The sequence below is a fragment of the Paenibacillus sp. ACRRY genome, from assembly GCF_022346995.1.
Taxonomy (GTDB): Bacteria; Bacillota; Bacilli; order Paenibacillales; family Paenibacillaceae; genus Paenibacillus.
This window is the reverse complement of sequence record NZ_JAKRNM010000016.1, coordinates 42,229-68,095: the sequence shown is the minus strand read 5'-3', so window position 1 is coordinate 68,095 and position 25,867 is coordinate 42,229. Positions and strand designations below refer to the sequence as shown.

Below are 25,867 nucleotides of genomic sequence, written 5' to 3'. Positions count from 1 at the left end.
AGCTACACTCCTTTAAACACATTAAAATCTCGGCGCAACCGAACGATATTGCTCATCTTGTCGATCTGCATCTGATTGTCCTGTAAATAAGCAAATTCCATCCCGGTATCTCGGCTCTCCCATTCGTCAGGGGGACGGCTGATGATATCAGCAATTCGAAGCTGCGTCGGTGCAAATACCGATGCGGCAATGATTGACTCGTCGTCCCCGCCGATCCCAGCGTGAGCCATGCCTCTGAGTGAACCCAAAACATATATATCTCCGGTACACGTCACCGTGCCCCCCGGATTGATATCCCCAAGAAACAGGAGATTCCCTTCGTGATGAAGCACTTGACCTGAACGCACCATGCCACACATCGTAACAATTGGCGGTGGCCCTTTAACCTCTGGTTTAAGGGCTGGTGAATCGATGGAGCGAATGAGCAGATTCCCCTTTTGCTTCAAAATGTCCAATATCGCTTCTTTTTGGTCCTCTGTCACTTCGCGGCTGCCCAGTTTGATATCCACATGAACAATCGGTCCGGTCAAAATATTTTGATGGCTGTGTTCCAGCTTATAGCGGAGCTCATAGAGCAATTCCTCGAATTCACATTGATCGTCCAACAGGAAAACCAAGCCGTCTCGGATGCCTTTAATCGTTACGTGATTCGATTTTACCGTCATAAGCCTGTCCCTCCCATCTCATTACATTTCGTGCCCGGGCCTCGAAGTTCCTGCTTTTCACTCTATAAAATGTATCAGGATGCCTCCTGCACCTTGCTCTTTCTTTTGCCGATACGCTCCAGCTGCTTCCGCAGCGGAGTATAAATGATCAGGGCAAACACGAAATGAATGAACAGATTGGGAATCATATATTCAAGCAAAGCCCAGTCAAAAGTCACGTGATTGAGGCGGAAGAGCTTATATAAAAAGAACAACATGGTGTCATTAAGCAGACTCCCCAAAATGACGACTGTAACCATAACTGGAAGCGGTGCACGCGGTGCCTGGAATATAAGTCCCATCATATAAGCAGATAACCCCATTGCAAATCCATAAGGTCCGATCATTTCTCCATAAAATACAACGTCATGAAGCAGTCCAAAAAAGATGCCGAGCACCAGAGCAGTGTGGCGATGATGGTACACAGCGATAAACAGTATGACGATATAGACCAAATTGGCCGAAATGCGCAGTTGCCATCCGGAAGGAATAAGCAGTGGCAAAATCGTCCCTTCCGCGATGAACAAAACGAACAGCAACAGGAACAAGACTTGCTTGCGTGTCACCATTACTCCTTCACCTCGGGAGGAATAACCACCATCAGCTCTTTCCAATCCAGGAAGCTCGCATAAGGTTCAATCGTTGCTGTGCGCGTGAGTCCATATTCGCCAACTTCAATTTTTGTGACTTCCCCGATTCGCATATACTTCGGAAAATTATTGATAATACCTGATGAGATAATTTCGTCGCCTTTTTTGATATTAGACTCTTCCGAAATTTTGGTCATCTTGAACATGCCCGTCTTGGGATCAAAGCTCTCGATCATACCGAAAACGGTATCTTCCTTGCCCACCGCTGTTGCTGCGATAGCATTGGAATTGGGATCATTGGCATCCATTGAGGTCAACAGGTTCACCGTTGAAGTATAGGCACTAACGTGACTGATCACCCCAACCAGACCTTCCTGGGAAGTAACTGCCATGCCTGGCTTGATATCCGCATTCTCCCCAATATCAATATTAATCGTTCTGCTATTGGGATCCGAATTGGCACTGATGACCTGAGCAATACGATATTCGTAGTTGTACCGATTTCTCTGCTCACCCGTAAATTTAAGCAAGTCCTTATAACGATCATTGGTTTTCTCCATCTCGTTATACTTCAATCGATCCCGGGTATAGTGCCCCATCGCAATTCGCAACTCTTCATTCTCTTGATAAACCGCACGCATGTTCGCCACATCTTTGAAAAAGCCCGCTACAGCAGAAGCGGGCTTGTAAAATACGTATTGCACAAATCCGACTGAATCCTTCAGGAATTTTTCCGGCCAGGATAGAGCGGTTCGCGGACCGAGCGTAAAGCCCATTAACGCGATAAATGTAACAAGGCCCACCAGCAAAACAAAAAGTCTTTTGTTGCCCAGCAGCTTAAACAGTTCGAACACCCTCTAACATCCATATTCTCTTCCGAGCTATGCCCGGCGGGGAGACATTCAGACTGATAGTCCCTTCGAGAATATTCGCTGATCTCCCCGGGTATGCGGGTAATAGCTCTCCCGACTGAGGTCGGGTCCTCTTCGTTGGCTACTGATGCTCAACTCAAACGTGATATTAAGCAATCAGTGCCAGATTAACGTTTGGAACGAACTGCCGAACTGCTTCTGCTTTTGAACAAATGGATGTTCTCCAGAGCTTTACCTGTTCCGATTGCTACACAATCGAGTGGATTTTCCGCTACGATGACCGGCATACCTGTCTCACCAGCCAGCAGCTTGTCCAGATTGCGGAGCAACGCGCCGCCGCCAGTCAACACGATACCGCGGTCCATAATATCTGCCGCAAGCTCAGGAGGACATTTTTCCAAAGTTACTTTAACAGCTTCAACAATAGCATTTACCGTATCTGCCAGAGCTTCGCTGATTTCATCCGATGTAATCGTGATGGTCTTAGGCAGACCTGTTACGAGATCGCGGCCGCGAATTTCCATCGTTTCCACTTGTTCCAGTGGCATAGCTGAACCGATTTCCATTTTCAATTGTTCAGATGTACGTTCACCAATCATCAGATTGTACTGACGTTTAATATACTGGATAATCGATTCGTCCATCTCATCACCAGCTACACGAACGGAACGGCTAGTTACGATTCCGCCGAGGGAAATGACCGCTACTTCTGTTGTTCCGCCCCCGATGTCCACAACCATGCTGCCTGTTGGCTCCCATACCGGAAGATCTGCACCAATAGCTGCTGCAAACGGCTCTTCAATCGTGTATGCTTCACGCGCACCGGCCTGTTTCGTTGCATCTTCAACCGCACGTTGTTCTACCGCTGTAATTCCGGATGGTACGCATACCATAACGTTCGGATGACGCTGGAACATCGAGCGCTGTTTCTGCGCCTGACGAATAAAGTATTTAATCATCGTTGCCGTCGTATCAAAATCAGCAATAACGCCGTCCTTCATTGGACGAATGGCACGAATGTTACCTGGAGTACGTCCAATCATTTTCTTAGCAGATTCCCCAACAGCCTCAATGCTCTTGGTATCTGTCCGCAGAGCAACAACCGAAGGCTCCCGCACCACAATTCCTTTTCCACGTACATAAACCAGCGTATTCGCTGTCCCCAAATCAATACCCAAATCTTTCGTAAAACCACCAAACATGACGTAATCTCCTTTTCTACCTCATATTGCCGCCCTATTAACGTTCAGAGCGTTTCATTTTCATTTCCTCTGCAATCCAGCAGGGTTCATCATTCATTGAAATGTATTGCATCTGTAAAGTGAACCTATCTTCTACGGACAACGCCGTCAATATTCATAGGAAAACATCAACGCCAACCATTATATTATACTAAGCCCTTCTCCTTCAAACTTACGTATGTTCCATCGCCGATAATGATGTGGTCGAGCACATCTATGCCCACGATTGAACCTGCTTCGATCAGTCTCTTGGTTATTTGGATATCCTCAGGACTAGGCGTAGGATCACCGCTCGGGTGATTGTGCGCGCATACGATCGAGGCACTGCTGCATTTGATGGCAGCTCGAAACACTTCACGTGGATGAACAATTGAAGCATTAAGGCTACCCATGGAGAGTGTTTCCTGGGCAATAATATGATTTTTGCTATTCAGGAAAAGGCACACAAAGTGCTCCTTCTGTAAGTAACGCAGCTGCTCGAGTAAAATATCAGCTGCGTCACGAGGTGTGCGGATTGAAGGAGACTGCACCCGTCTGCTCTTCGCAATCCGGTGACCAAGTTCAATACCAGCCTTGAGCTGAACAGCCTTGGCCATACCAATACCTTTCATGGCAGTCAATTCGTTCAGACTCATATCCATTAGCGAACGGATACCACCTGCTTCAGTGAGAATGCGCTGTGCCATGTGCACTGCCGATTCCTGCCTTGTACCCGTCCGAAGTAAAATAGCCAGCAGTTCTGCATGGCTTAAGGCGCCCGCCCCATATTCCATCATGCGTTCTCTCGGGCGTTCTTCATGGGGGATGTCGCGCATCATGTAATGAGGCGACTCCATATATTCCCTCTTTTCACATCAATCATTTCCCACAATCAGGCTCGCGGCAGCACATGAACTCCGAATCCATCCAACATGTCGCTGAGCAGGGAAAGAGGCAAACCCACTACATTAAAGTAACATCCTTCAATGCGATCTATCAGTGAAGCGCCAATTCCTTGAATTGCATACGATCCTGCTTTGTCCATAGGCTCGCCTGTCTGAACATACGCCCTGATCGTTGCCTCGGACAACTCCTTCATCGTTACCTCGGTCTGCCGATAGTGTACAACGGACTTTCCATCTCCAGCATCAATACATGCCACACCAGTGAATACACGATGTGTACGTCCCTGAAGTCTGGCGAGCATATGTTCAGCATCCTGTTGATCCACAGGTTTGCCCAGAATATCTCCCTCCAGCACAACAACAGTGTCACTGCCTACAATGATGGCGTCCTGTTCCTGACCTTCAAGCCCACGATAGACAGCCATTGCTTTTCGCATGGCGAGCTCCTGAACCGTCTGTTCAGGAGTCCATTCCGGCGGTGTATCTTCATCCGCATGGCTTGGTATTACTTTGAAAGCTAGTTGAAGTGAAGCGATCAGATCCTTGCGCCGCGGCGAAGTGGAGGCCAGAATAATAGGGCGCGATTGTAATTTATTCAAAATAAACGGCTCCTTATGCTACGGCGACATCTGTCCCATCACCATAGTAGATGTCATTCGCTTAGTTTCGTCGTCAAAAATCGTCATTCTCCTACAGTCTGCGATACAGCCATACAGCCGCAATAATGCCAATCAAACTGAGGAGGCTCATTTGAAATTGAAATGAAATGTCATAACTGATAATATCCAGATCAGCCTGCGGTGACCAACGTATGGTCGTGGCTTTGGTTAGAATGGCTACAGCCTTGACTGGCTGCAGTGCCTTGGCGATCCACGCTCCGGCCATCCAGCCGAGCAGAAGAAACAGTATTAACATGCCGAAGTTTTTTTTCATCGGTTATCTTCCCTCGCCATTTTTTGACACCCACATTATTATACGGGGTTTTGTACGTCAATACAAACACAAATCCGGCAAGGGGAACTATTTCCAGTTCCTTGCCGGACAGGGATTTCGGGGCTGTGTTAGGGGAAGGAAATCTTATTGCTTCATCCCTTCAAGCCATTTTTTCTGCTGCAGGACATAATCCATCAGATCCGCTTGTACAGCCCACATGTGTACATCGGAGGGGTTTTTGTTGTACTCGGCAACTGCCGTAATTGCGCTGTTCATCGATTTATCCATGGCTGAAACGATCGGTGCTGCTTCTTGTCCGAGACCTGCCGAGAGTTTACCCATACCTGTTATCCAGGCCTGGTGCTGATTCTGTAATGCATTCATCGTTTCCGAGGCTACAGGCTCTGGATTTGCTTGACCAAGCTGCCCGATGGACAATGTGGATAGTTGTTCCACCAATGCGGTGCTGCTGCTGAAGAAGAGCTGAACATCTCCCTCATTCATACCGAGGGCAGAAGAATCAACTGCAGGATATGCAATCTCTTTGACATACAATTCCACACCCTCCGCCTTAAGACGAGAACTCAGCAGTTTCGCTTCCTCACGGTCAGAAGAGATGCCTGCATACACCCGATTTCCATCCTCCGGGTCCGTCCCTGCAGCAATACCAGCCTGTGAGAGTTCAAGCTTGGCCTGTTCAGCACGTTCAGGCGAACTAAAAACACCATACTGAAGCGCATAGTAACTGCCTCCGCTAAGTGCTGACTGTGCTTGTTGGTCCGTCCCGGAAGCCCCCTGCACTCCCGTCACACTCGATACCGGTTGATTGGTTTGGGGAAGCACGTCGGGACCTGTTCCTTCCCGATTAAAGAAAGAGAGAATAACCATACCGAAAAGGGCACCGGTGACCAGTGCTCCCGTAACCGAACCAATCATCTTCCAGCCTCTCGGAGGGCGATTTCGCTTGTAGGAGTAATTATCACGATCCGCCATCCAGTCATGACCCACATCATTGCTGTCTTCAGGAAGCTCTTTCTCATTTTCCTCAGGATACACTGTATGATCCGAATAAACATACTGCGATTGTACTGGATCCGGATTCCGTTCTTTTCTCTGATCCGACTCCAGAATGCTTGTCCCGGTTAGGGTGGTCTCTCCCCAATCTCCTGGAATATCCTCCGGTGTCCATGAAGGCGTGACATCGATCCGCGGAGCACTGTGCGATATCTCATCAGATAAGGATGGAAAGGTTCCAATCACCTTCTCATCCTTATGATTCGGCTTGTCCGACTCGTTCTCTCCGAAACGAAACGTCATTCTAGCATTGCTCACCCCGTACCCTCTCCTTTGTCCCATTTATATCAGCTATATGCCTAGAGACAATGAAAGATTCCTAGAAATTCAAAAACCCGCCTGCTTCTTTACGAAGACAAGCGGGTCAAAGAAATGGACTATTTCAGTCCTTTCGCCAGTGTGTCGCCAACTTTCCAGATATCCCCTGCCCCCATGGTGAGAACAAGATCTCCTGGCTGCAGACGATTCTGAAGATCTGCTACCACTTCTTCCTTGGTAGGCAAATAACGAGCAGCAGCATTACTGTTCTGAACAATCAGTTCAACCAGCTTAGCGGAGTGAACACCTTCAATCTGTTTTTCTCCCGCCGGAGAATAGATGTCGGTAATAAGTACCTCATCTGCTTCCGCAAAAGCACGACTAAACGCATCCAGCAGGAAGAAGGTACGCGTATATCTCTGTGGTTGGAATACCGCGATAATACGTTTCCCTGTCGCTTTCGCTGCACTGATGGTTGCCTCAATTTCAGTCGGATGATGAGCATAGTCATCGATGACCAGAATATCCCGTGCTTCACCCAGCACCTGGAATCTGCGTTTGGCACCATGGAACTGAATAATGGCAGCCGTGATTTTCTCAAATGGAATGCCTGCTTCCAGACAGGTAATGACTGTAGCCATGGCGTTGTATACATTATGTTTACCTGGAACAGAGAGTTCTACCGTTCCCAGTACGTTACCCTGATGGCTCATGGTGAAGGAGATCCTGCGGTCGCCCAACACGATATCCGATGCCATATAATCGGCCTTCTGATCAATGCCGTATGTCGTTATTCGGGATTTCAGATCAGGTAAAATGCTTTGAACGTTCTCATCATCCGCACAGACAATGGCTGTGCCTTCCGGGCGGATCTGACTCAAGAACTGTACATACGCTTTTTTGAGTTCCTCGAAGTCGCTATTGTAATTTTCCAAATGGTCGGCTTCAATATTGGTCACAATACCCAGCCAAGGATGATATTGCAAAAACGATCCATCGCTCTCATCCGCTTCAGCCACGACCCAATCGCCTTGGCCCGCCTTCGCATTGGTTCCCAAATTCATGATTTCTCCGCCAATGATATATGTCGGGTCTGTATCGCATTTGTCCATGACAAGTGCAATCATCGAGGAAGTTGTCGTTTTGCCGTGGGCACCTGCAACTGCAACACCTTTGCGCTCGTTGAGCAGGCGCGCTAGCATTTGTGCACGGTGAAGAATCGGAATATTAAGCTGCTCGGCTGCCACTCGCTCCACATTATCTGCCGGAGCTGCTGTAGAGTAGACCACGAGATCTGCTCCATTTACGTGTTCTGCCGTATGTCCGATATATATTTTCGCTCCCTTGGCTGCCAGCTTCTCAGTCAACTCCTGTGAAGCAACATCCGATCCGGTAACGGTGTATCCCATCTCCAGCATTACTCGTGCAATGGCACTCATGCCATAGCCGCCAATCCCTATAAAATGAACGTGTTCTGATGTATTTAACAAAACTTTCACCAACCTTTTTCAGAATCGGTTTGATGCAAAAGGGCTGCCCTCACATCTGCAATGAGATACAGTGTGCCGGACACCACCCCCAGATCTTCCGCTTCCGTCCGTGACTTCAATAGATCAAGTGCCTTCGCCCAATCGGGCTCGACGATGATTTCCAGATTTTCTTTCGCAATGGCAGGACGTACCCGCTCGACGATCTGCAGCAACTCGGCTGCATCCATCTTGCGTCGGAAATCTGGCTCGGTCAGGATCAGCGTATCCACTAGTGGCAGTATATGCTGCAAATACGCTTCGTGATGCTTATTCGCCAGCATGCCCATCATCAAATTTAACTTGTTGTGAGGATATACGTCGACAATGCTCTTGGCCAGTGACTCCGCCCCTTCCGGATTATGCGCACCATCCAGTACAATTCGGGGTTCGTGAACGACCTTCTCGAATCGGCCAGCCCAGAAGGCATTCTCCAATCCAAGGGCAATATCTCTGTCATCCAGAATGAATGCCATGTACTGTCTGAGCAATTCAAGCACCATAAGAGCACCCGCAGCATTATCCATCTGATAAATGCCCTGCATTCGAATGCAAACATCCAGTTCGCGGAATGGTCCTGCAAAATGAAAGGATTGACCATTCTCATCACTATGGAGTCTATGGTAAGAGAATTGTTCTCCCGACAAATACACAGTTGATCGGACTTGCTGGGCCTTTTCCTGAATCACCTTAACAGCCTCTGGCTGCGTAACACAGGTGACAACAGGTACGCCTGGTTTAATAATGCCTGCTTTTTCTCCCGCAATCGCTTCAATGGTATCACCCAGGACATCCGTATGATCCATACCGATATTCGTAATGACCGAAACTACGGGTGTAACGATATTCGTTACGTCCATCCTTCCCCCCAGTCCAGTCTCCCATACTACAACATCCGGATAACACTCTTCTGCATAGTACAAGAGTGCCAGGGCTGTAGACACTTCGAACATGGTAGGTGATCCAAGATCAGTAGAGGCCATATCTGTGACCAGCGGATGGAGTCGATTCGCCAACTTCAGCAGTGTCTCTTCCGGAATATCCTCGCCGTTGTATTGAAAACGATTCGTGAATTTCGTGATATACGGAGACGTAAACGTTCCTACATCGTACCCCGCCTGAAGCAGCACTGACGTCAAAAAAGCGCAAGTCGAACCTTTTCCGTTCGTTCCCGCGACATGAATAAATTTGAGACGCTGATGAGGATTACCGAGCAATGACATGAGCTCCGTGATTCGTTCCAATCCGGGTCTGATGCCAAAAGGAATAAGGCCATTGATCCAGTCCACAGCCTCGTCATAGGTATGCAGAGGGGCATCTACGCCCGTGCCATTAAGTTCCGTCATATGTTTCACCTTCGGTCCCGAGTTTGATTGAAAAAAGCGGCCGGATGGCATGCTTGCTCTCCATCCGACCCAGAAACATTAACCTTTCAGTTCCTTGATCCGGGCGATGACTTTATCCCGTTTATCCGAATAATCCGCTTGTTTGGCGCGTTCTTCCTCAATAACCTTGGCTGGTGCCTTGGCTACGAAGCCTTCATTCGCCAGCTTCTTCTCTACACGGAGTACTTCGCCTTCAAGGCTCTGCAGCTCTTTCTCCAGGCGAGCCACTTCCTGCTCAATATCAATCAGTCCAGCCAGTGGCAAGTAAAGTTCAGCCCCCGTAATTACAGCACTCATGGCCTTATCTGGTGAACTCAGATCAAGTCCGCTGTCGAACTCGGATGTATTGCAGAATCGTTGGATGTAATGGCTGTTGCGTTCGATAATGCTGAATGTCTCGGCACTGTTCGCTTTTACCATCAATTCAATCTTCTTGCTCATCGGCACGTTTACTTCTGCACGAATGTTACGTACGGCACGAATGGTATCCATAAGCAGATTCATCTCGGCAACGGCTTCCGGATTTTCCAGCGCAGGATCATACACTGGCCACGAAGCAAGTGTAATCGTCTCGCCTTCATGAGGCAGATGCTGCCAGATTTCTTCCGAGATGTAAGGCATAAACGGGTGAATCAGACGCATGGTGTGGTCCAGGACGTAAGCGAGTACCGATTGTGTTTTTTTCTTGGCAACCGGATCTTCACCGTAGAAGGACAACTTGGAAAATTCAATATACCAGTCACAGAGGTCATCCCAGATAAAGTTGTACAGCAATCGTCCTGTTTCCCCAAATTCGTATGCTTCGATTAGACGCGTAATATCGCGGGAAGTTTCGTTCAGACGGTGCAGAATCCAATAATCCGCTGTTCCAAGCTCTCCGCTGATGTCGCGATCTTCGTAAGTAAAGCCTTCCAGATTCATCAGTGCGAAACGTGATGCATTCCAGATTTTGTTCGCAAAGTTGCGTGCCTGCTCTACCCGCTCCCAGCGGAAACGAAGATCCTGGCCAGGCGTGCTGCTGGTGGAGATCATATAACGCATCGCGTCTGCGCCGTATTTCTCAATAACATCCAGTGGATCTACACCATTACCGAGTGATTTGGACATTTTGCGGCCATCCGCATCACGAACCAGACCATGCATCAGAACATCTTTGAATGGAATTTCGTCCGTGAACTCCAGAGCTGTGAAGATCATCCGTGCAACCCAGAAATAAATGATGTCATAACCGGTTACAAGCACACTTGTCGGATAATAACGTTTCAGATCTTCAGCATCTTCAGGCCAGCCGAGCGTGGAGAAAGGCCACAATGCCGAACTGAACCACGTATCCAGAACATCTTCATCCTGTCTCAGCTTACGACCAGCGTACTCTGGAAGTGTTGTTGGATCTTCAGCCGATACAATAATTTCGCCAGTCTCATCGTCGTACCATGCTGGAATGCGATGTCCCCACCACAACTGACGGGAGATACACCAGTCACGAACATTTTCGATCCAGTTCAGATACGTTTTCTCAAAACGATCCGGAACGAAGTTTACGCCTTCCCCGTTTTGCTGTTTTTGAATGGCTCTTTCTGCGAGAGGCTTCATCTCAACAAACCATTGTGTGGACAAATAAGGCTCAACCACAGCTCCCGTCCGTTCGCTGTGTCCAACTTGGTGTGTGTGATCCTCAATGTCGATCAACACACCAAGTTCCTGCAAATCTGCAACGATCTGCTTGCGGCAGTCGCTGCGATCCATACCCTGATATTTGCCTGCTTCCGCATTCATTGTACCTGTCTCATCCATGACTATGATCTGAGGCAAATTGTGGCGTAGACCCACTTCGAAGTCATTCGGATCATGTGCAGGCGTAATTTTTACAGCACCGCTTCCGAACTCCTTATCTACATAATCATCTGCAATAACCGGAATCTCCCGGCCGATGATTGGCAGAATCAGCGTTTTACCAATCATGTCTGCATAACGTTCATCTTTTGGATGAACAGCAACCGCAGTATCACCGAGCATCGTCTCCGGACGAGTCGTTGCCACCGTAACATAACCGCTTCCGTCCTTAAGTGGGTATTTCAGATGGTACAGGTGTCCCTGAACCTCTTTGTACTCAACCTCAATGTCAGACAATGCAGTGCGGTTCACTGGATCCCAGTTAATAATACGTTTACCTCTGTAAATCAGGCCTTTTTCATATAGTTGAACAAACACTTTGCGCACAGCTTGGGAAAGCCCTTCATCGAGCGTGAAGCGTTCACGTGAATAATCCAGAGACAGCCCCATTTTACCCCACTGCTGACGGATCGTTGTCGCGTATTGGTCTTTCCAATCCCAGACTTTATCCAGGAACTTCTCGCGTCCAAGGTCATAACGGGTCAAACCTTCTTCACGCAGCTTTTGCTCTACTTTGGTTTGAGTCGCAATTCCTGCGTGGTCGGAACCCGGGAGCCACAATGCGTCGTATCCTTGCATCCGTTTGGTTCGGATCAGGATATCCTGGAGTGTAAAGTCCAGTGCATGCCCGATATGAAGCATACCGGTTACGTTCGGGGGTGGAATTACAATCGTATACGGCTCAGCATCCTTGCGCTGACCAGCCTTGAAGTATCCACGCTCTGTCCAGGTGGAATACCATTTCTGCTCCGCAGCTTTCGGATCATACGTAGTCGGCATTTCTGTTGCAGCTGATTTTTTTTCTTCAGACATGTGTCATTCCTCCGTTACTTAATCATCATCGCCAAAAAACAAAAAAACCTTTCATCCATCAAAGGACGAAAGGTTAGCTTTCGCGGTACCACCTTTGTTTCACGCAGACAGAAAGAAACAACTTGCCTTTCTGAGGCTATCGTGACACTTCAAGCAGATAACGGCTGCTACCGGCCCATCCTACTTCAGGAACAAACAAATCACAATGACATGTTTCATCGTTCCTCATATTCAAACAGGCAACTCCCGGGCGACTTCGATCAGTTGGTTCCTGCGGAATTTCTCAGCGCTACAATCCCGCTCTCTGAAAGGCCTTGCTGTCTACTACTCCCATTCAACGTTATTCTTTAAAAAACCTAAACACATCATACCCTGACCGTGCCCGATAGTCAACCTGACAACAGCGGAAACGCGCATCAGCCCTGCATGTTAAACCAAAAAGCCACAAAAACCCGCAATCCTTATAGGATTGCGGGTTGGTAGGGACGTTATTTTACCTGTCAGAGGTCAAGGAATGTATAGAATCTGCCCCTCTTCAACGACCTGTTCAGATAGCCGATTGTATAACTGGAGCTCCCGAGTACTCAATTGGTAGCGGTCAGCAATGCTATCCAAAGTCTCTTCCCGCTGGACGATGCACAGTTTAACTTTGCGGAATGGTGTCTGATCCACAATCGTGCCCAAGAACAGGTTCTTCCACTGAACATCATCTGCCTGGTAGGCTTCTTCCTGTACGGAGCCAGCGACCGACTCGTCCTCCCGATCCGTTTCTGTATCCCGCACTGACCTACCCGATGATAACAGGGACGAGATACCCACGCCTTCTTCCTGTCTTGGTGAAGACTCCCTCTTGCTGCCAAACGCTACTTTGAGCTCTGGCTTGTCTTCTGTCTCAGCCACAGGTTCAGGAATAAACGAAACAGGCTCCGAAGACTCATTTGCATCCACTGCTTCCGGTGCAGAAGGTCTTTCTCCCTCCGCAGATTCCAGCTCAGACGCTGCAAACACATCCTGCCAATTCTCTGCCGGCGTCTCAGCCGGCGTCTGATCTTCCTGCGGTGAACCCGACCTGGAAGATTCGAAATTCCAAACATTCGAAGCAGCCAAGTCTTCCGATGGTTGCCGGTTCAGCCCCGTGTTTGTATGTAAGGTCTCCACGGAAGGCTCGGCCCAGACAGATGGTGATTCCTCAGCCAGAGGTAGCAATGGTTCTGACTCCGGATAAGAAGCCAGCCGGTCTGCAGTCTCCGCCATAAAAGAAGAAACCGGTGAAGGTGAGGCGGGCACTTCATTATCAGCCGCTACATCTTCTTGGGTAATTAATGAAGGAGCGTTTTCTTCAGCAGGTCGTCTGTTCTGACGGTCTTCTTCATTTTGATTCTCGAGCGTATCAGCATAGATCTGTTGCGGTGCTGGGGTTAACTGTTCTTCCGGCTGCACATCTTCTTCATAACGAATACTTTCTTCAGCGGCTTGCTGCGGATTCGCAGGGATTTCTGCTGCGTATAGGGAATCGGCCGTTATAGGCAGCCCTTCCTCTTCACTGCGTTGCAGCAGGTATTCTTGAGCAAAGGTGTTTAACCCAGCATCTGCATACTCTGCCTCCGGAGCGCGGTTACTCTGCTGCGGATCAGGGGAGTGTACCACGGTAAATTCTTCAGCTGACCAGGCCTGCGGCTCTTCAACAGGAAAGCCCTCTATGCCACGAAGTGATAACACACCTGTAATATTCAAGCTTCGGCTGGATAACAAATCCACATCAAAGTTTTCAATCTCAATCGAAATATCCTCAAGCGATCTTACCCGATTCAGGGGAACCGTGATCTCAACCGGAATAAAATGTTTCAATTCCTCCGAGATCTCGTTCTCTCCCCGATACGCACCTGTAAGCAAAAGATGGCCTCGCAACGTTGCATGATCATCCTGTCCGATGACTTGAATACGCGGGTATAACTCAATTTCCTCCAGTTCCTCAATGGCAGGGACTCCCTCGGACAAATGAACGCGCTCATAAATATCGAACCGCAAACCATAAGGTTGATTCAACAAAGGTGGCGTCCTCCTTTCGGCATATGTTCACCATGATCCTTCTCATGGGACTGATCCATGGTCCAAATCCTTCGTTACCCCATCTATATGCCATGGATGAGATGAGCATGCCACCTTTGTTCAAAGCTACCCTTTTTATTAAGTTATTCGTTCCCGCTGAGCCAGCTTTTCAAAATCGGAGGGCCACGGATCCCGAACTTCAATCAGCGCTCCCGTAAGCGGATGATTAAACCTTAACACTTCCCCATGAAGAGCCTGGCGTCCAATTGAATCAGCTCTTCCTCCATACAGCTGATCGCCAACAAGCGGGTGTCCGGCATAACTCAGATGCACTCTGATCTGATGTGTACGCCCTGTATCCAGTATCAAACGCACAAGTGTAGCATGTTCCCACACTTCCACAATCTCTACATGTGTTACTGCTTCCTGCCCACTCTCGGAAACGCGTCTACGCTGCTTATGATGCCTGTCCTTACCGATGGGCGCATCAATTTTGCTGTATTCCGGAGAAACCTGCCCTTCAGCAATGGCAACATACTGACGCCCTATTTCTTTGCGGCGCATTGCCTCATCCAATTTTGCCAGAGCAAAAGCATTTTTGGCATAGAGTACAGGGCCTGTTGTATCTTCATCGAGGCGATGCACATGACGCACGCTGGTGTCGATACCGTTCATCTCATAATAAGAAGCAACAGCGTGATCCAGTGTAATGGCATGATTGGCACGAGTTCCATCCGGATGGAGCTTCATACCCGCGGGTTTGTGCACAACCAGACTAAAATCATCCTCGTACAGCACTTCAATCTCTGCCCACCGGGGTTCAACATCAATGGGCTGAGATGCAAAAAGGGCCAGCCGAAGCCGGTCCCCTGCGAGTTGAATTCCGTGATTTGCCTTGAGCTGACGAAGCAGCTTTTCTGGGAACAAAAGTTCAGTGAGCAGCCACTGCTCTGCCGCAAGCTGTTTGTCCGAACTGCCTGTTACGACTTTGCCTGGCATCAGCTCAAGCCATTCTCCACGACGTTTCCAACTTTTGATCGTCATAGAGATTGAAGAGCCTTGCGGTTTGCTTCAATCGTATCGTCAATGTCCTGCTCTGTGTGCACACCAGAGACGAACATGCCCTCAAATTGGGAAGGTGCTACACTTATGCCGTGATCAATCATCGCTGCAAAGTAGCGAACAAACTGATCCAAATTGCTTTCTTTGGCTATATCGTAATTGGTAACAGGTATACTGCTGAAGAACGGACATACCATGGAGCCAACGCGGTTAATGGTTACTGCAATACCCGCCTCTGCTGCATTCTTTTCGAAGCCAGCCTGCAAACGAGCCGACAACGTCTCCAAACGATCATAAACTTCCGGTGTCAACAGCTTGAGGGTGGTATAGCCTGCTGCCATAGCCAGGGGGTTACCGCTGAGTGTTCCCGCTTGATAGATCGGACCGGTTGGAGCGATCTGCTCCATCAGATCCCTTCGGCCGCCATATGCTCCGACCGGAAGGCCGCCGCCGATAACTTTACCGAGACAAGTCAGATCGGGCGTAACACCGTATCGACCCTGTGCACAGTTCAGGCCTACACGGAAACCAGTCATGACTTCGTCAAAAATAAGCAGGCTGCCGTACTGGCTCGTCAGGCTGCGAAGGCCTTCAAGAAAGCCCTCTGCCGGAGGTACAACGCCCATATTCCCAGCCACAGGCTCGACAATGACAGCAGCCAGTTCCTCACCAAAACGTTCAAAGGCAAGGCTAACTGATTCCAAATCATTGTAAGGTACCGTGATCGTATTGGTAGCGACGCCTTCAGGAACTCCAGGACTGTCTGGCAATCCAAGGGTAGCGACACCAGAGCCCGCTTTGATCAGCAAGCTGTCCGCATGTCCATGATATGAACCTTCAAACTTCAAAATTTTGCTGCGGCCCGTTACACCGCGCGCCAACCTGATGGCACTCATGGTTGCTTCCGTACCCGAGTTGACCATCCGTACAATATCGATGGAAGGTACGCGTTCGCAAACAAGTTTAGCCATCTCGGTCTCCAGCAGCGTTGGAGCACCAAAGCTCGTTCCTTTAAGAGCTGTTTCACGCAGTGCTTCAACGACATCAGGATGGGCATGTCCCATGATAAGCGGTCCCCATGAGCCCACATAATCAATAAAAACATTGCCATCTATATCGTAAATTTTGGACCCTTCTCCACGTTCTGCATAGATCGGGGTAAGTCCTACCGATTTGAATGCCCTAACAGGGCTGTTTACGCCTCCAGGTATGTACTGCTTGGCTTCTTCGAATGCGCTGCGTGAGCGCTCATCGTTGCGTCTTTTTCCTGATTGTGCAGTCATGAACATCCTCCTTAATATGAAGGCCCTGCTTCTATATGAACAGAAAACTGATCCATACAAGTGACATTACAGGGTCGTGCGGGGCCTTGGTATATGTTTATAATTCTGTAACGACTCTCTGAGCAAACGTATAAAACTCAGAACCTTTACTTCTCAGCCAACCAGCGGGATGCATCTTTTCCGTAGTACGTAATGATCATGTCCGCACCTGCGCGTTTCATGCTGAGCAGAATTTCCATGGCGACCTTTTTCTCGTCGATCCAACCTTGTATTGCTGCAGCCTTCACCATGGCGTACTCACCACTTACATTATAAGCCACAAGCGGGAGGTCAAATTGATCCTTGATTGTACGCATCACGTCCAGATAAGAAAGTGATGGTTTCACCATCAGCATGTCTGCTCCTTCAAGCACATCTGTTTCAGCTTCGCGCAGCGCCTCACGGGCATTGGCCGGGTCCATCTGGTACGATTTGCGATCTCCAAACTGCGGTGTGGAATCCGCTGCTTCACGGAAGGGACCATAAAAAGCAGATGCATATTTAACGGAGTATGACATGATTGGAATATGGCTGAATCCATTCTCATCCAGTCCTGCCCGAATGGCCTGAACGAATCCATCCATCATATTGGATGGGGCAATAATATCCGCGCCTGCTTTGGCTTGGGATACAGCTGTTTTCACCAGCAGGTCCAGGGATTCATCATTCAGAACATCTCCGCAGATATGTCCGTCAACTTCAACGGTATGCACCATGCCGCAGTGTCCGTGATCCGTAAATTCACACAGGCAGGTATCCGCCACAACCAGAAGATCGGGATACCAGGACTTAATCAATTTCGTTGCTTCCTGTACAATACCATCTTCAGCAAAGCCGGAAGAACCAATACTATCCTTCGTCTCAGGAATACCAAATAACAATACGGCCGGAATTCCCAGATCGGCAATCTCTTTTACCTCTTCTTGCAGACGGTCAAGAGAGAAACGGAATACGCCTGGCATGGATTTAATCTCGGATTTTACGTTTTCACCGTAAGTTACATAGATGGGCTGGATAAAATCATCCACGGTCAGATGAGTCTCTCTGACCATATTGCGGATGCCTGCGGATTGACGTAAGCGACGGTGTCGTACAATTGGAAAACTCATATAGATACATCCTCTCTTAGAGTAAAGTAGAGCAAAAAGGGAAGCGCGCCGGTATCCTAACGAATTCAGCACGCTTCATCAATCTGCATTTTGGTATATGGATACAATCTATTACAATAGCGATATAATTCGTATTTTCAACGAGGCATAGCCCCTTCTGGAGAAGGCGTCCGTTTCCACTCACACAGCGCAGAGATCATACTCTCGATCGTTGCTTCTGCAGCCATCAGTGTTACCTTTAATCCAGCTGCTTCTGCCGTCTTGGCAGTCACTGGTCCGATGCAAGCAACCTCGACATGCTTTAACAAAGGTAATGGATCTTGGAGTCCCATCCGTTTAAGCATCTCCATGAAGTTCGTAACCGTAGAAGAGCTCGTGAACGTTACCGCGTGAATACCGCCTTCTTCCAGCAGCTTCAGAAGTTCATCATCATCCTCGCCTGCGAGTACGGTGTCATAGATGATCGCTTCCGTGACCTCAAGTCCACGTTCCTTTAACTGGTCAGGCAACCAGGACCGTGCCAGATCTCCATGCGGAAGCAGCACTTTCTGGCCTTCTTTCAATTCACTCTCAAATGCTTCCAGCATACCTTCCTGCTGAAAAGGCCCTTTGACCACTTCCGCAATAACACCGTGCTTACGCAGGGCATCGGCAGTTGAAGGTCCGACCGCGGCTACTCTTGCTTGATGGATAGCCCGGATATCCTTGCCTTGCTCTTCCAGATGACGGAAGAAAAACTCCACGCCGTTTACGCTCGTGAAAAATACCCAATCAAATGTATTTAACGCACGGAAGGCATCTTTGACACTTTGTTTAGCTGTTTCACTCGAAGGCATAACGGTTTCAATAACCGGAAACTCATACGGCTCACCACCGAGTTCTTCGATTCGGTTCACCAGTTCACTCGCCTGACTGCGAGCGCGCGTCACCAGAATTCGTTTGCCGAACAACGGCAGTACCTCGGCCCATTTCAATTGCTCACGCTGGTTTACCACCTCACCCACAACAATGACTGCAGGCGGTTGGAAGTTGGCAGCAATGACCTTCGCTTCTATATTTTCAAGCGTACCCACAAGGGTATCCTGCTCAGCTCTTGTTCCCCAACGAACCAGTGCGACTGGTGTCTGTGCCGGACGGCCATGACGGATGAGTTGTTCACTGATATAACCGATCTTGGCTACACCCATCATAAATACCAGTGTTCCCGTTGCGTTCGTGACTTTATCCCAATGAATGCTGCGATCCAGCTTGTCCGGGCTTTCATGCCCTGTAATTATGGAAATGGATGATGCATAATCGCGGTGGGTCACCGGTATTCCAGCATAAGCAGGCACACTTATGGCTGCGGTAACCCCAGGCACGATTTCAAAAGGAACGCCGTTTTTGTGCAGCAGGTCTGCCTCTTCGCCGACGCGTCCAAATATCGTTGGATCTCCGCCTTTCAGCCGAACAACCACTTTCCCTTCAAGGGCCAGATCGACGAGCAGCTGATTAATCTCTTCCTGTTTCATCGTGTGACGGTCAGGCCGCTTGCCTACGTATATCTTCACTGCGCCAGGCTTCATCTGTTTTAACAATCTTGGACTGGCCAAGCGATCATAGACTACAGCATCTGCTTTGCCGATGGACTCCCATCCTTTTACCGTTATCAGCTTAGCATCCCCTGGACCTGCTCCTACCAAAAAGACCTTTCCCACCATGTCCTCATCCCCTAACTTCTGCCAGTATCTGCTCTGCTCCCCGTTCAATCAATCTCCACGCTACTTCTTCTCCAAGACGTACCGGATCTGTTCCGGTCAGAGCTTCCTTAAGAATCAGTCCGCCATCCGGCGTACCAACCATACCCGTTAATTGTAACGTGTTTTGCCCATTCGGGGAATCTGTATCTTGCTGACGATTCCAGACCGCATGAGCACCGATAGGTACCTGACAACCCCCATTCAATACACTGAGGAATTTACGTTCTGCCAAAACGGGAGAAGCAGTCTCCGGATCGTTATACAGCTTCAACAGATGAAGCAGCTCCGCGTCATCCTCACGACATTCAATACCCAGTGCACCCTGGCCAACGGCAGGAAGACAAGCCTCTTCGGACAGATACTCGGTAATCCGATCCTGCCAGCCCATTCGATATAAGCCTGCAGCAGCCAAAATAATAGCATCGAGGCCCTCCGTCTCCAGCTTGCGAAGACGTGAGTCAATGTTACCACGCAGCGATTCGAGCTGCAGATCCGGGCGATATGCCTTTAACTGACTGGAACGACGGAGACTGCTTGTCCCCACTCTCGCCCCTTCCGGCAATTGATCCAAAGATAGACCTCCATTGGAGATCAGGGCATCACGCGGATCGGCACGGCGCGGAACTGCGCCGTTAATTAAACCTTCCGGCAGTTCGGACGGCATATCCTTCATGCTGTGCACAGCCATATCAATGGTGCGATCCAACATGGCCTGTTCGATCTCTTTGACAAACAGTCCTTTGCCACCGACTTTGGATAGCGTTACATCGAGAATCAAGTCTCCCTTCGTAACGATCTTATGTACTTCAAAGTCAAATGCTAAACCTTCCCGCTCACAAATGCTGCGTAAATCCTGAATTACATGGCCTGTCTGTGTCAAAGCCAGTGCGCTTTGTCTGCTTCCCACTTTAATTGTACGCATGTCTACAGCTCCTCCTGATTACGGGATATCCAGTTCCCGATTTCTTCTTCTGTCCACCACTGAAATTGCCCTGCACGGATATCCTCCAGCACATTCATTTCAGTCAATCGCCGCAGTAAAATGCTTCGCACACGCGGAGACGATACACGTGACTTCACTTGAATCCTCATCTGATGTAAAAATTCAATATACGTCTCGTATTCTTCGCCAAATTGCTGCTCCAGTGTAGACCGAATCTCTGCAGCAGCTGCCGGTCCTGCTCCAGCCGTTGAGATGGCAATGCTCAATCTTCCACGCCTGACCACACTGGGGGTAATGAAAGCACTGTTCTCGGAAGACATCGCGTCATTCACCAGTATGCCCGCATCGTTAGCTTCCTGTACTACTTGTGCATTGACTTCAACGTGATCCGTTGCTGCATATACGAGAAAGGCCCCCCGCAAATCACCTTTGCGGTAGGACCGGGCTATCCACTCAATTCGGGAATCCTGATGCAGTTGTTTCAGCTCCGAGGTGATTTCTGGACTAAACACCTTAATATGCGCTTCGGCGTGAAGCAAACCTTTAATCTTACGTTCGGCAACACGTCCGCCCCCGACAACGCAGCAGGTTTTGCCTGAAGTATTTACATATAACGGCGTATAGCGATCCATAGTCCTCACTCTCCTGTCCAACGATGAAACGCTGAATACGCATTGGATAAAAAGCTCATAATGACAAAACCATATCCAATCAATGTCCATCTTGCCATGATGATGTTGGAAAACTGCTTTCTCTGCTTAGAAACGAAATAACCGATATAGATCGCAATAGCGAGACCTGTTGCAATGACTTTTAGATCCAAAAGCAGATACCACCTGGTCTCAGCGACAATGGATAAAACGGCCAGCACCACGGAGACGCCAAGCAGCGGTGTTCCGATCAATGTTGCGCCATCCATGTATTTGCCAATAACTTCAAGACTCGGCATCCGTCGCATCGCATCATTCCATTTTTTGTTTTTCAATTTACGATGCAGGAACAGATACAACAGGGCGAAGACCGAAGCTACCGTGAGGGCAGCAAAACCCAGATTCGCCAGCGTAATGTGCATGATCAGCAGCCCGTGAACGGTCTGCCAGTTATGCAGCGATATCTCCCCAGCCGTAAACCACAATCGATTCAGTACGGTAACCGAGAAGCCCACGATATTCAATAGCAGGATGACAAATTCCGAACGCTGGACACGTATCATCCCCAGGGACATCAATACGATACTAAACGAGAAGATAAACAGAAAATCGAACGTTGTATAGATCGGAAAGTGGCCCTCGGTCCACATCCGCAAAATCACATGAACGACCTGAAGCAGCCAGACAACAACAAGAAACCCTGTGCCCGTTCGCTTCGCCCCCGCATTCCGTCGAATGCAGTCCGAGAAATAGAACAGAAGGCTCAGGGCATACATATAGATCAGAGCTTCATAGATTTGTTCAGAAAGGGTCAAGCTGTTCACCCGCCCTTATACACTAGCCGGAGCATAGACCGGCACTGCGTCTTGCCGGTTGTCTTTAAGATGAACGGAGGCCGATTTACCCAAGGCCGAGGCATCGCTTTGGTTTACTTTCTCTGCGGCCGTCTCCACTGCATCCTCCAAGGCAAAAATTTGGGTGAACATGCGTAGTGCTTCATCTCCATGCTTGCCGCCAGCCATTTCCTTGATCCGATTGATTGGATCTGTCGTCATTTGATTCACGATGCTTTTGGTTAAACGACGGATAACCTTACGCTGATGTTCGTCCAGTTCAGGCAGTTTATTAAAGAGACTCTCCATCGTATCTTCATGAATGGAAGCTCCTTTCTCCTGCAATGCCCGAATCACCGGACGAACGCCCAATGTCTTGAGCCAGTGATAGTAGTCTTCCATCTCCAGTTCAATCATTTTTTCGATTTTGGCAGCTTCCACCTTGCGCATCTCCAGATTGCTCTCCACGATCCCTTCCAGATCATCAATATCATAAAGGAATACGTTGGATAACTCTCCGATGGCCGGATCAATATCCCGAGGAACCGCAATATCGATCAGGAATAATGGACGTGATTGACGGCGCTTCATGCTCTCACGGACAACGGAAGCATCCAGAACATATCGATCTGCACCTGTCGAACTGATGACAATATCAACCTCACTCAGTCTCTCCAAAGCCTGTTCCATCGTGCAAGGGGTTCCCCTAAACTTGGCAGCCAGCTCCTGAGCTCTTGCAAGTGTCCTGTTCGCTACAATGACCTCTGAGGCTCCATTGGCGTATAGATGCTTGACCGTCAGCTCGCTCATTTTGCCCGCTCCAAGAATGAGTACCTTCTTGTCCGTAAACATGCCAAAAATACGTTTCCCCAGTTCAACAGCTGCGTAACTGACCGAGACTGCACTTTCTCCAATGGAAGTCTCCGAATGTGCTCTCTTGCCCAAAGTTACCGCCTGTTTGAACAACATGTTAAACCAGGTGCCTGTTGATTTCTCTTCCTGGGCAGTGAAAAAGGCCTGCTTCACCTGTCCAAGAATCTGTGTTTCACCGATCACCATTGAATCCAGCCCGCAAATGACACGGAACAAATGGCGAATGGCTTGATCATCTTCATATATATATAAGTGTTGCGTAAATTCTTCCCGCGGAACATTAAACCATTGTTCCATAAACGTACGAATAAAATAACCACACATGTGAAGACGGTCTACCACAACATACAACTCGGTACGGTTACATGTGGCTACGATTACACCTTCCAATACACTCTTGGTCAGCTTGAGCTGCTGCAGCGCTTCAGACAAGTCCTTTTCTGCAAATGTGAATCGTTCCCTAACCTCTACAGGCGCCGTGCGATAATTCAAACCAACTACAACGATGTGCATTGCAAGTTCACCTGCCTAATAAATTTCCAATCAAAGTGTTTTCTACATATCTCCATCCATTTATGCTTGACATGGTTAATTATATCACACATCGCGACCGCGACCGGGCCATTTTTATGAAATGTTTATGAAATCCCCATGTAGATCATCCTATGCATTGTCATTTATTGTAGTGTCTCACCAATCTTCTCCGTTATTCGTTCAAATCCATTTCTTCGAATATTAAAACAAATAGTCATGGAATAATTCCATGACTATTTATAATTCGGGATGGTTACATTCCGTCCCAATATGTGAACATTGTTCATGTTTATCTACATCAGTTATACCAGTTCGGTGGGTTGCATTGTCGGTGTTACGACTTGCAGTTCGCCCAATCCACGCACCAATTTCTTAGCGTACGTTTTCTCCGGTTTCAAAACGGATACCAGGTAGTCAATGGCCAGCTGTGGGTCTACCGTTTCACCACAAGTGTAGCAGTCGATCGCCGCAAACCCTCTCTCAGGATACGTATGAATGGAGAGATGGCTCTCTGACAAGAGCACAAGTACTGTCGCTCCCTGTGGCTCAAACTGCTTGGATTGCACTGACATTACTGTCGCACCACATGCCTCTGCAGCTTCAACCAGTTGGGCTTCCAGATACTCTGCACTGTTCAGTAGCTCAAAGTCGACACCCCAAACATCAACAGCAACGTGTCTTCCGAAAGTTGAATATTCCATCCTTCGGTTCCCCCTTCCTAGGAATAAAATGTTTGAAAATTTCATCCGCTAGGACCTACGTCATTCACTTCCCGAGGGAAAAACCTCTCGTAACATATAATGTCCTGAGTGAATCCTGGTTCCTATATTCTTTTCAACGAGAATAAAAATAACATCTATTTTAAAGGAATGCAACCCTTTTTTTACAGTTAAAAAATTAAATAATTGCCAGCCTAAATGAACGCATTTTTCACAAAAAATCCCCTTCGGATGCTGAACCGGCAAGTGCCTGCGATCAGAATCAATAAGGGGATGGATAAAGCATTTATAGTCGTATAACGGGCGTCTTAAGGTTCGTTAAGCCTCAAGTTCAAAGAGCCGTTTTTGATGTTGAGCAAGTCTTGCATCAATCTGACGAAGCTCTTCAGGAACTGATGTATGAATCCTAGTATCTAAAAGTGTGTCCACCTCTGCATATAAACGGTTAATTTCACGCTCAATATCCCGAGCCTGGAACTGACGCTGTAATTCAAGCAATGTGTTTTTGTATTCATAAATCAGGCGGGTATTTTCCCCGTTTTGTTCTACAATTTTACGAACAGAGCCTTGAGCATAAACATACGTCATGGTGAATTCTTCATAAATCCGATGAACAACACCATCTCCCTTAAAGGTCATAAAGAGTTTTCGGACAACGTTGGTCAGATGATGGTTTACCAGACGGCAAGACAACTCACAGATGTAAAACCCTTCCTGACGGTCAAAAGGAAAATGAACTTCCTCTCCACTGACATCTGCAAGCACAATTTCCTGACAACCGTTATCAAGCACCTTAACCCGGTGATGAATCCGGCCATCGTCTGACATGCGCAAAAACTGATGCATCTGGGGTTCTGACAATTTAAAAGTGGCTTTAACATACTCTGTGGCTAACCGCTGAGCCATACAAATCTCCTCAATTCTTTCCCGATTCTTTTGCCTTCCTGCTCATGGGCAGTTATCTCAAAATTCTTCAGGCCGGCAAAGCCGGTATTTTTGTTCCTGTGGCATGAACGCACCTATATTCATTATACACCACCGCAAAAACAATATGCTCCAGAACAAAACGATAAATTCACATGAAATCCCATGAAAATACGCATATAATCGATCATTCATTCATTATTCAGCCAGGTTACTCACTTTTCTGCATTAACTTGGCACAATTTCTTGCTCATTCATTCACTTCGCTGATCTCTTCGAGTTCAGTTTCATCGGAAGCATATTGTCCAATACCTGCATGGCGTGTGATGATCTCCCATAATTCATCTTTACCCAATCCTAATTCGGATGAAAACGGTACAAACAGATCTCCTGGACGAAGATCGAGCGCTTGCTTGATGACTTTGATATGTTTGGCTCTGCGTGTTTTTGGAATCTTGTCCATTTTGGTTGCTACGACTACCAATGGCAATCCGTGATGGCGAAGCCATTCATTCATCATCTTGTCATCCTTGGAGGGTTCATGTCTCATATCCACCATTTGCATGACAAGTTTCAATTCCTTGCGTCCGAGCAGGTACTTCTCCATCATTTTACCCCAGGCAAAGCGCTGCTCCTTGGAGACTTTAGCGTAACCATAACCCGGAAAATCGACGAAGTATAGATCCTGGTTAATTTTATAATAGTTCAGTTGCTGAGTTTTACCCGGTGTTGAACTTGTGCGTGCCAGATTCTTGCGGCTAATCAAACGATTAATCAGAGATGATTTGCCCACGTTTGAACGTCCAGCCAATGCAATCTCCGGCAGGCCATCATCGGGATATTGTTCAGGCCTAACGGCACTGATAATAAATTCGGATTGGTTTACTTTCATCATATATCTGTCCTCTCTGGATCTCATGTTCTTGCATTAGAAGCT

General features: G+C 48.1%; 23 protein-coding genes and 1 other annotated feature. All 23 genes read right to left on the bottom strand.

Going from position 1 to position 25,867, the window contains the following annotated elements; translation table 11 throughout:
• Nucleotides 1-2 precede the first annotated feature (2 nt).
• On the bottom strand, nt 3-665 hold the full coding sequence (gene minC, locus MH144_RS28405) for a septum site-determining protein MinC (protein ID WP_095293315.1): 663 nt from the start codon (nt 663-665) through the stop codon (nt 3-5).
• Between the two features lie 74 nt (nt 666-739).
• Nucleotides 740-1,273 (bottom strand): rod shape-determining protein MreD, encoded by a 534-nt coding sequence (gene mreD, locus MH144_RS28400; RefSeq protein WP_095361431.1) that lies wholly within the window; start codon nt 1,271-1,273, stop codon nt 740-742.
• The gene (mreC, locus tag MH144_RS28395; protein ID WP_239305573.1) at nt 1,273-2,148 is read right to left on the bottom strand and encodes a rod shape-determining protein MreC; all 876 of its coding nucleotides are present in this window, start codon (nt 2,146-2,148) and stop codon (nt 1,273-1,275) included. Before mreC ends, mreD begins: the two co-directional genes overlap by 1 nt.
• 185 nt (nt 2,149-2,333) lie before the next feature.
• The gene (locus MH144_RS28390) at nt 2,334-3,368 is read right to left on the bottom strand and encodes a rod shape-determining protein (protein WP_095293312.1); all 1,035 of its coding nucleotides are present in this window, start codon (nt 3,366-3,368) and stop codon (nt 2,334-2,336) included.
• A 185-nt stretch (nt 3,369-3,553) separates the two neighbouring features.
• Nucleotides 3,554-4,243, bottom strand: a complete 690-nt coding sequence (radC, locus tag MH144_RS28385) for a RadC family protein (RefSeq protein WP_239305572.1) — start codon at nt 4,241-4,243, stop codon at nt 3,554-3,556.
• 35 nt (nt 4,244-4,278) lie between these two features.
• On the bottom strand, nt 4,279-4,890 hold the full coding sequence (locus MH144_RS28380; protein ID WP_275440348.1) for a Maf family protein: 612 nt from the start codon (nt 4,888-4,890) through the stop codon (nt 4,279-4,281).
• A gap of 91 nt (nt 4,891-4,981) precedes the next feature.
• Nucleotides 4,982-5,224, bottom strand: coding sequence for a DUF4321 domain-containing protein (locus MH144_RS28375; RefSeq protein WP_095293309.1), 243 nt, complete (start codon nt 5,222-5,224; stop codon nt 4,982-4,984).
• Nucleotides 5,225-5,368: 144 nt separating this feature from the next.
• Nucleotides 5,369-6,556 (bottom strand): SPOR domain-containing protein, encoded by a 1,188-nt coding sequence (locus MH144_RS31045; RefSeq protein ID WP_239305571.1) that lies wholly within the window; start codon nt 6,554-6,556, stop codon nt 5,369-5,371.
• Between the two features lie 119 nt (nt 6,557-6,675).
• Nucleotides 6,676-7,995 (bottom strand): UDP-N-acetylmuramate--L-alanine ligase, encoded by a 1,320-nt coding sequence (gene murC / locus MH144_RS28365; RefSeq protein WP_239305590.1) that lies wholly within the window; start codon nt 7,993-7,995, stop codon nt 6,676-6,678.
• Nucleotides 7,996-8,051: 56 nt separating this feature from the next.
• Nucleotides 8,052-9,428 (bottom strand): bifunctional folylpolyglutamate synthase/dihydrofolate synthase, encoded by a 1,377-nt coding sequence (locus MH144_RS28360; protein ID WP_239305570.1) that lies wholly within the window; start codon nt 9,426-9,428, stop codon nt 8,052-8,054.
• A gap of 78 nt (nt 9,429-9,506) precedes the next feature.
• Nucleotides 9,507-12,173 (bottom strand): valine--tRNA ligase, encoded by a 2,667-nt coding sequence (locus MH144_RS28355; RefSeq protein WP_239305569.1) that lies wholly within the window; start codon nt 12,171-12,173, stop codon nt 9,507-9,509.
• Nucleotides 12,174-12,231: 58 nt separating this feature from the next.
• Nucleotides 12,232-12,520: a binding site (T-box leader), on the bottom strand.
• 160 nt (nt 12,521-12,680) lie between these two features.
• Complete coding sequence (locus MH144_RS28350; protein WP_239305567.1) at nt 12,681-14,222, bottom strand: LysM peptidoglycan-binding domain-containing protein; 1,542 nt, start codon at nt 14,220-14,222, stop codon at nt 12,681-12,683.
• Nucleotides 14,223-14,360: 138 nt separating this feature from the next.
• Nucleotides 14,361-15,266, bottom strand: a complete 906-nt coding sequence (locus MH144_RS28345) for an RluA family pseudouridine synthase (protein ID WP_239305566.1) — start codon at nt 15,264-15,266, stop codon at nt 14,361-14,363.
• Nucleotides 15,263-16,567: a glutamate-1-semialdehyde 2,1-aminomutase gene (gene hemL, locus MH144_RS28340; RefSeq protein ID WP_239305565.1), complete on the bottom strand. Its 1,305-nt coding sequence runs from the start codon at nt 16,565-16,567 to the stop codon at nt 15,263-15,265. The genes MH144_RS28345 and hemL overlap by 4 nt, the downstream gene beginning before the upstream one ends.
• 146 nt (nt 16,568-16,713) lie before the next feature.
• The gene (gene hemB / locus MH144_RS28335) at nt 16,714-17,715 is read right to left on the bottom strand and encodes a porphobilinogen synthase (RefSeq protein WP_239305564.1); all 1,002 of its coding nucleotides are present in this window, start codon (nt 17,713-17,715) and stop codon (nt 16,714-16,716) included.
• A 137-nt stretch (nt 17,716-17,852) separates the two neighbouring features.
• Nucleotides 17,853-19,415 (bottom strand): uroporphyrinogen-III C-methyltransferase, encoded by a 1,563-nt coding sequence (cobA, locus tag MH144_RS28330; protein ID WP_239305563.1) that lies wholly within the window; start codon nt 19,413-19,415, stop codon nt 17,853-17,855.
• A 4-nt stretch (nt 19,416-19,419) separates the two neighbouring features.
• Nucleotides 19,420-20,376, bottom strand: coding sequence for a hydroxymethylbilane synthase (gene hemC, locus MH144_RS28325; RefSeq protein ID WP_239305562.1), 957 nt, complete (start codon nt 20,374-20,376; stop codon nt 19,420-19,422).
• Between the two features lie 2 nt (nt 20,377-20,378).
• On the bottom strand, nt 20,379-21,029 hold the full coding sequence (locus MH144_RS28320) for a precorrin-2 dehydrogenase/sirohydrochlorin ferrochelatase family protein (RefSeq protein ID WP_239305561.1): 651 nt from the start codon (nt 21,027-21,029) through the stop codon (nt 20,379-20,381).
• A gap of 5 nt (nt 21,030-21,034) precedes the next feature.
• Nucleotides 21,035-21,862 (bottom strand): cytochrome c biogenesis protein CcsA, encoded by an 828-nt coding sequence (gene ccsA / locus MH144_RS28315; RefSeq protein WP_481857404.1) that lies wholly within the window; start codon nt 21,860-21,862, stop codon nt 21,035-21,037.
• Between the two features lie 15 nt (nt 21,863-21,877).
• Nucleotides 21,878-23,266, bottom strand: coding sequence for a glutamyl-tRNA reductase (gene hemA, locus MH144_RS28310; protein WP_239305560.1), 1,389 nt, complete (start codon nt 23,264-23,266; stop codon nt 21,878-21,880).
• 323 nt (nt 23,267-23,589) lie between these two features.
• Nucleotides 23,590-23,988 carry an adenosylmethionine decarboxylase gene (gene speD, locus MH144_RS28305; RefSeq protein WP_239305559.1) on the bottom strand — a complete coding sequence of 133 codons (399 nt, stop codon included), beginning with the start codon at nt 23,986-23,988 and terminating at the stop codon, nt 23,590-23,592.
• 336 nt (nt 23,989-24,324) lie between these two features.
• Entirely contained in the window at nt 24,325-24,912 is a 588-nt protein-coding gene (locus MH144_RS28300; RefSeq protein WP_239305558.1) for a non-ribosomal peptide synthetase module, read from the bottom strand.
• Nucleotides 24,913-25,180: 268 nt separating this feature from the next.
• A complete protein-coding gene (yihA, locus tag MH144_RS28295; RefSeq protein ID WP_239305588.1) occupies nt 25,181-25,822 on the bottom strand; it encodes a ribosome biogenesis GTP-binding protein YihA/YsxC in 642 nt (213 codons plus the stop codon).
• Nucleotides 25,823-25,867 lie beyond the last annotated feature (45 nt).

What these genes read in the sequence shown, in the direction of transcription:
- murC (WP_239305590.1), bottom strand. Translation starts at nt 7,995, where the DNA reads ATGAGTGCCATTGCACGAGTAATGCTGGAGATGGGATACACCGTTACC.
- hemB (WP_239305564.1), bottom strand. Translation starts at nt 17,715, where the DNA reads ATGAGTTTTCCAATTGTACGACACCGTCGCTTACGTCAATCCGCAGGC.
- hemC (WP_239305562.1), bottom strand. Translation starts at nt 20,376, where the DNA reads ATGCGTACAATTAAAGTGGGAAGCAGACAAAGCGCACTGGCTTTGACA.
- cobA (WP_239305563.1), bottom strand. Translation starts at nt 19,415, where the DNA reads ATGGTGGGAAAGGTCTTTTTGGTAGGAGCAGGTCCAGGGGATGCTAAG.
- hemA (WP_239305560.1), bottom strand. Translation starts at nt 23,266, where the DNA reads ATGCACATCGTTGTAGTTGGTTTGAATTATCGCACGGCGCCTGTAGAG.
- MH144_RS28390 (WP_095293312.1), bottom strand. Translation starts at nt 3,368, where the DNA reads ATGTTTGGTGGTTTTACGAAAGATTTGGGTATTGATTTGGGGACAGCG.
- MH144_RS28360 (WP_239305570.1), bottom strand. Translation starts at nt 9,428, where the DNA reads ATGACGGAACTTAATGGCACGGGCGTAGATGCCCCTCTGCATACCTAT.
- hemL (WP_239305565.1), bottom strand. Translation starts at nt 16,567, where the DNA reads ATGACTGCACAATCAGGAAAAAGACGCAACGATGAGCGCTCACGCAGC.
- MH144_RS28375 (WP_095293309.1), bottom strand. Translation starts at nt 5,224, where the DNA reads ATGAAAAAAAACTTCGGCATGTTAATACTGTTTCTTCTGCTCGGCTGG.
- MH144_RS28320 (WP_239305561.1), bottom strand. Translation starts at nt 21,029, where the DNA reads ATGGATCGCTATACGCCGTTATATGTAAATACTTCAGGCAAAACCTGC.
- MH144_RS28345 (WP_239305566.1), bottom strand. Translation starts at nt 15,266, where the DNA reads ATGACGATCAAAAGTTGGAAACGTCGTGGAGAATGGCTTGAGCTGATG.
- yihA (WP_239305588.1), bottom strand. Translation starts at nt 25,822, where the DNA reads ATGAAAGTAAACCAATCCGAATTTATTATCAGTGCCGTTAGGCCTGAA.
- mreD (WP_095361431.1), bottom strand. Translation starts at nt 1,273, where the DNA reads ATGGTGACACGCAAGCAAGTCTTGTTCCTGTTGCTGTTCGTTTTGTTC.
- MH144_RS28300 (WP_239305558.1), bottom strand. Translation starts at nt 24,912, where the DNA reads ATGGCTCAGCGGTTAGCCACAGAGTATGTTAAAGCCACTTTTAAATTG.
- speD (WP_239305559.1), bottom strand. Translation starts at nt 23,988, where the DNA reads ATGGAATATTCAACTTTCGGAAGACACGTTGCTGTTGATGTTTGGGGT.
- radC (WP_239305572.1), bottom strand. Translation starts at nt 4,243, where the DNA reads ATGGAGTCGCCTCATTACATGATGCGCGACATCCCCCATGAAGAACGC.
- minC (WP_095293315.1), bottom strand. Translation starts at nt 665, where the DNA reads ATGACGGTAAAATCGAATCACGTAACGATTAAAGGCATCCGAGACGGC.
- MH144_RS28355 (WP_239305569.1), bottom strand. Translation starts at nt 12,173, where the DNA reads ATGTCTGAAGAAAAAAAATCAGCTGCAACAGAAATGCCGACTACGTAT.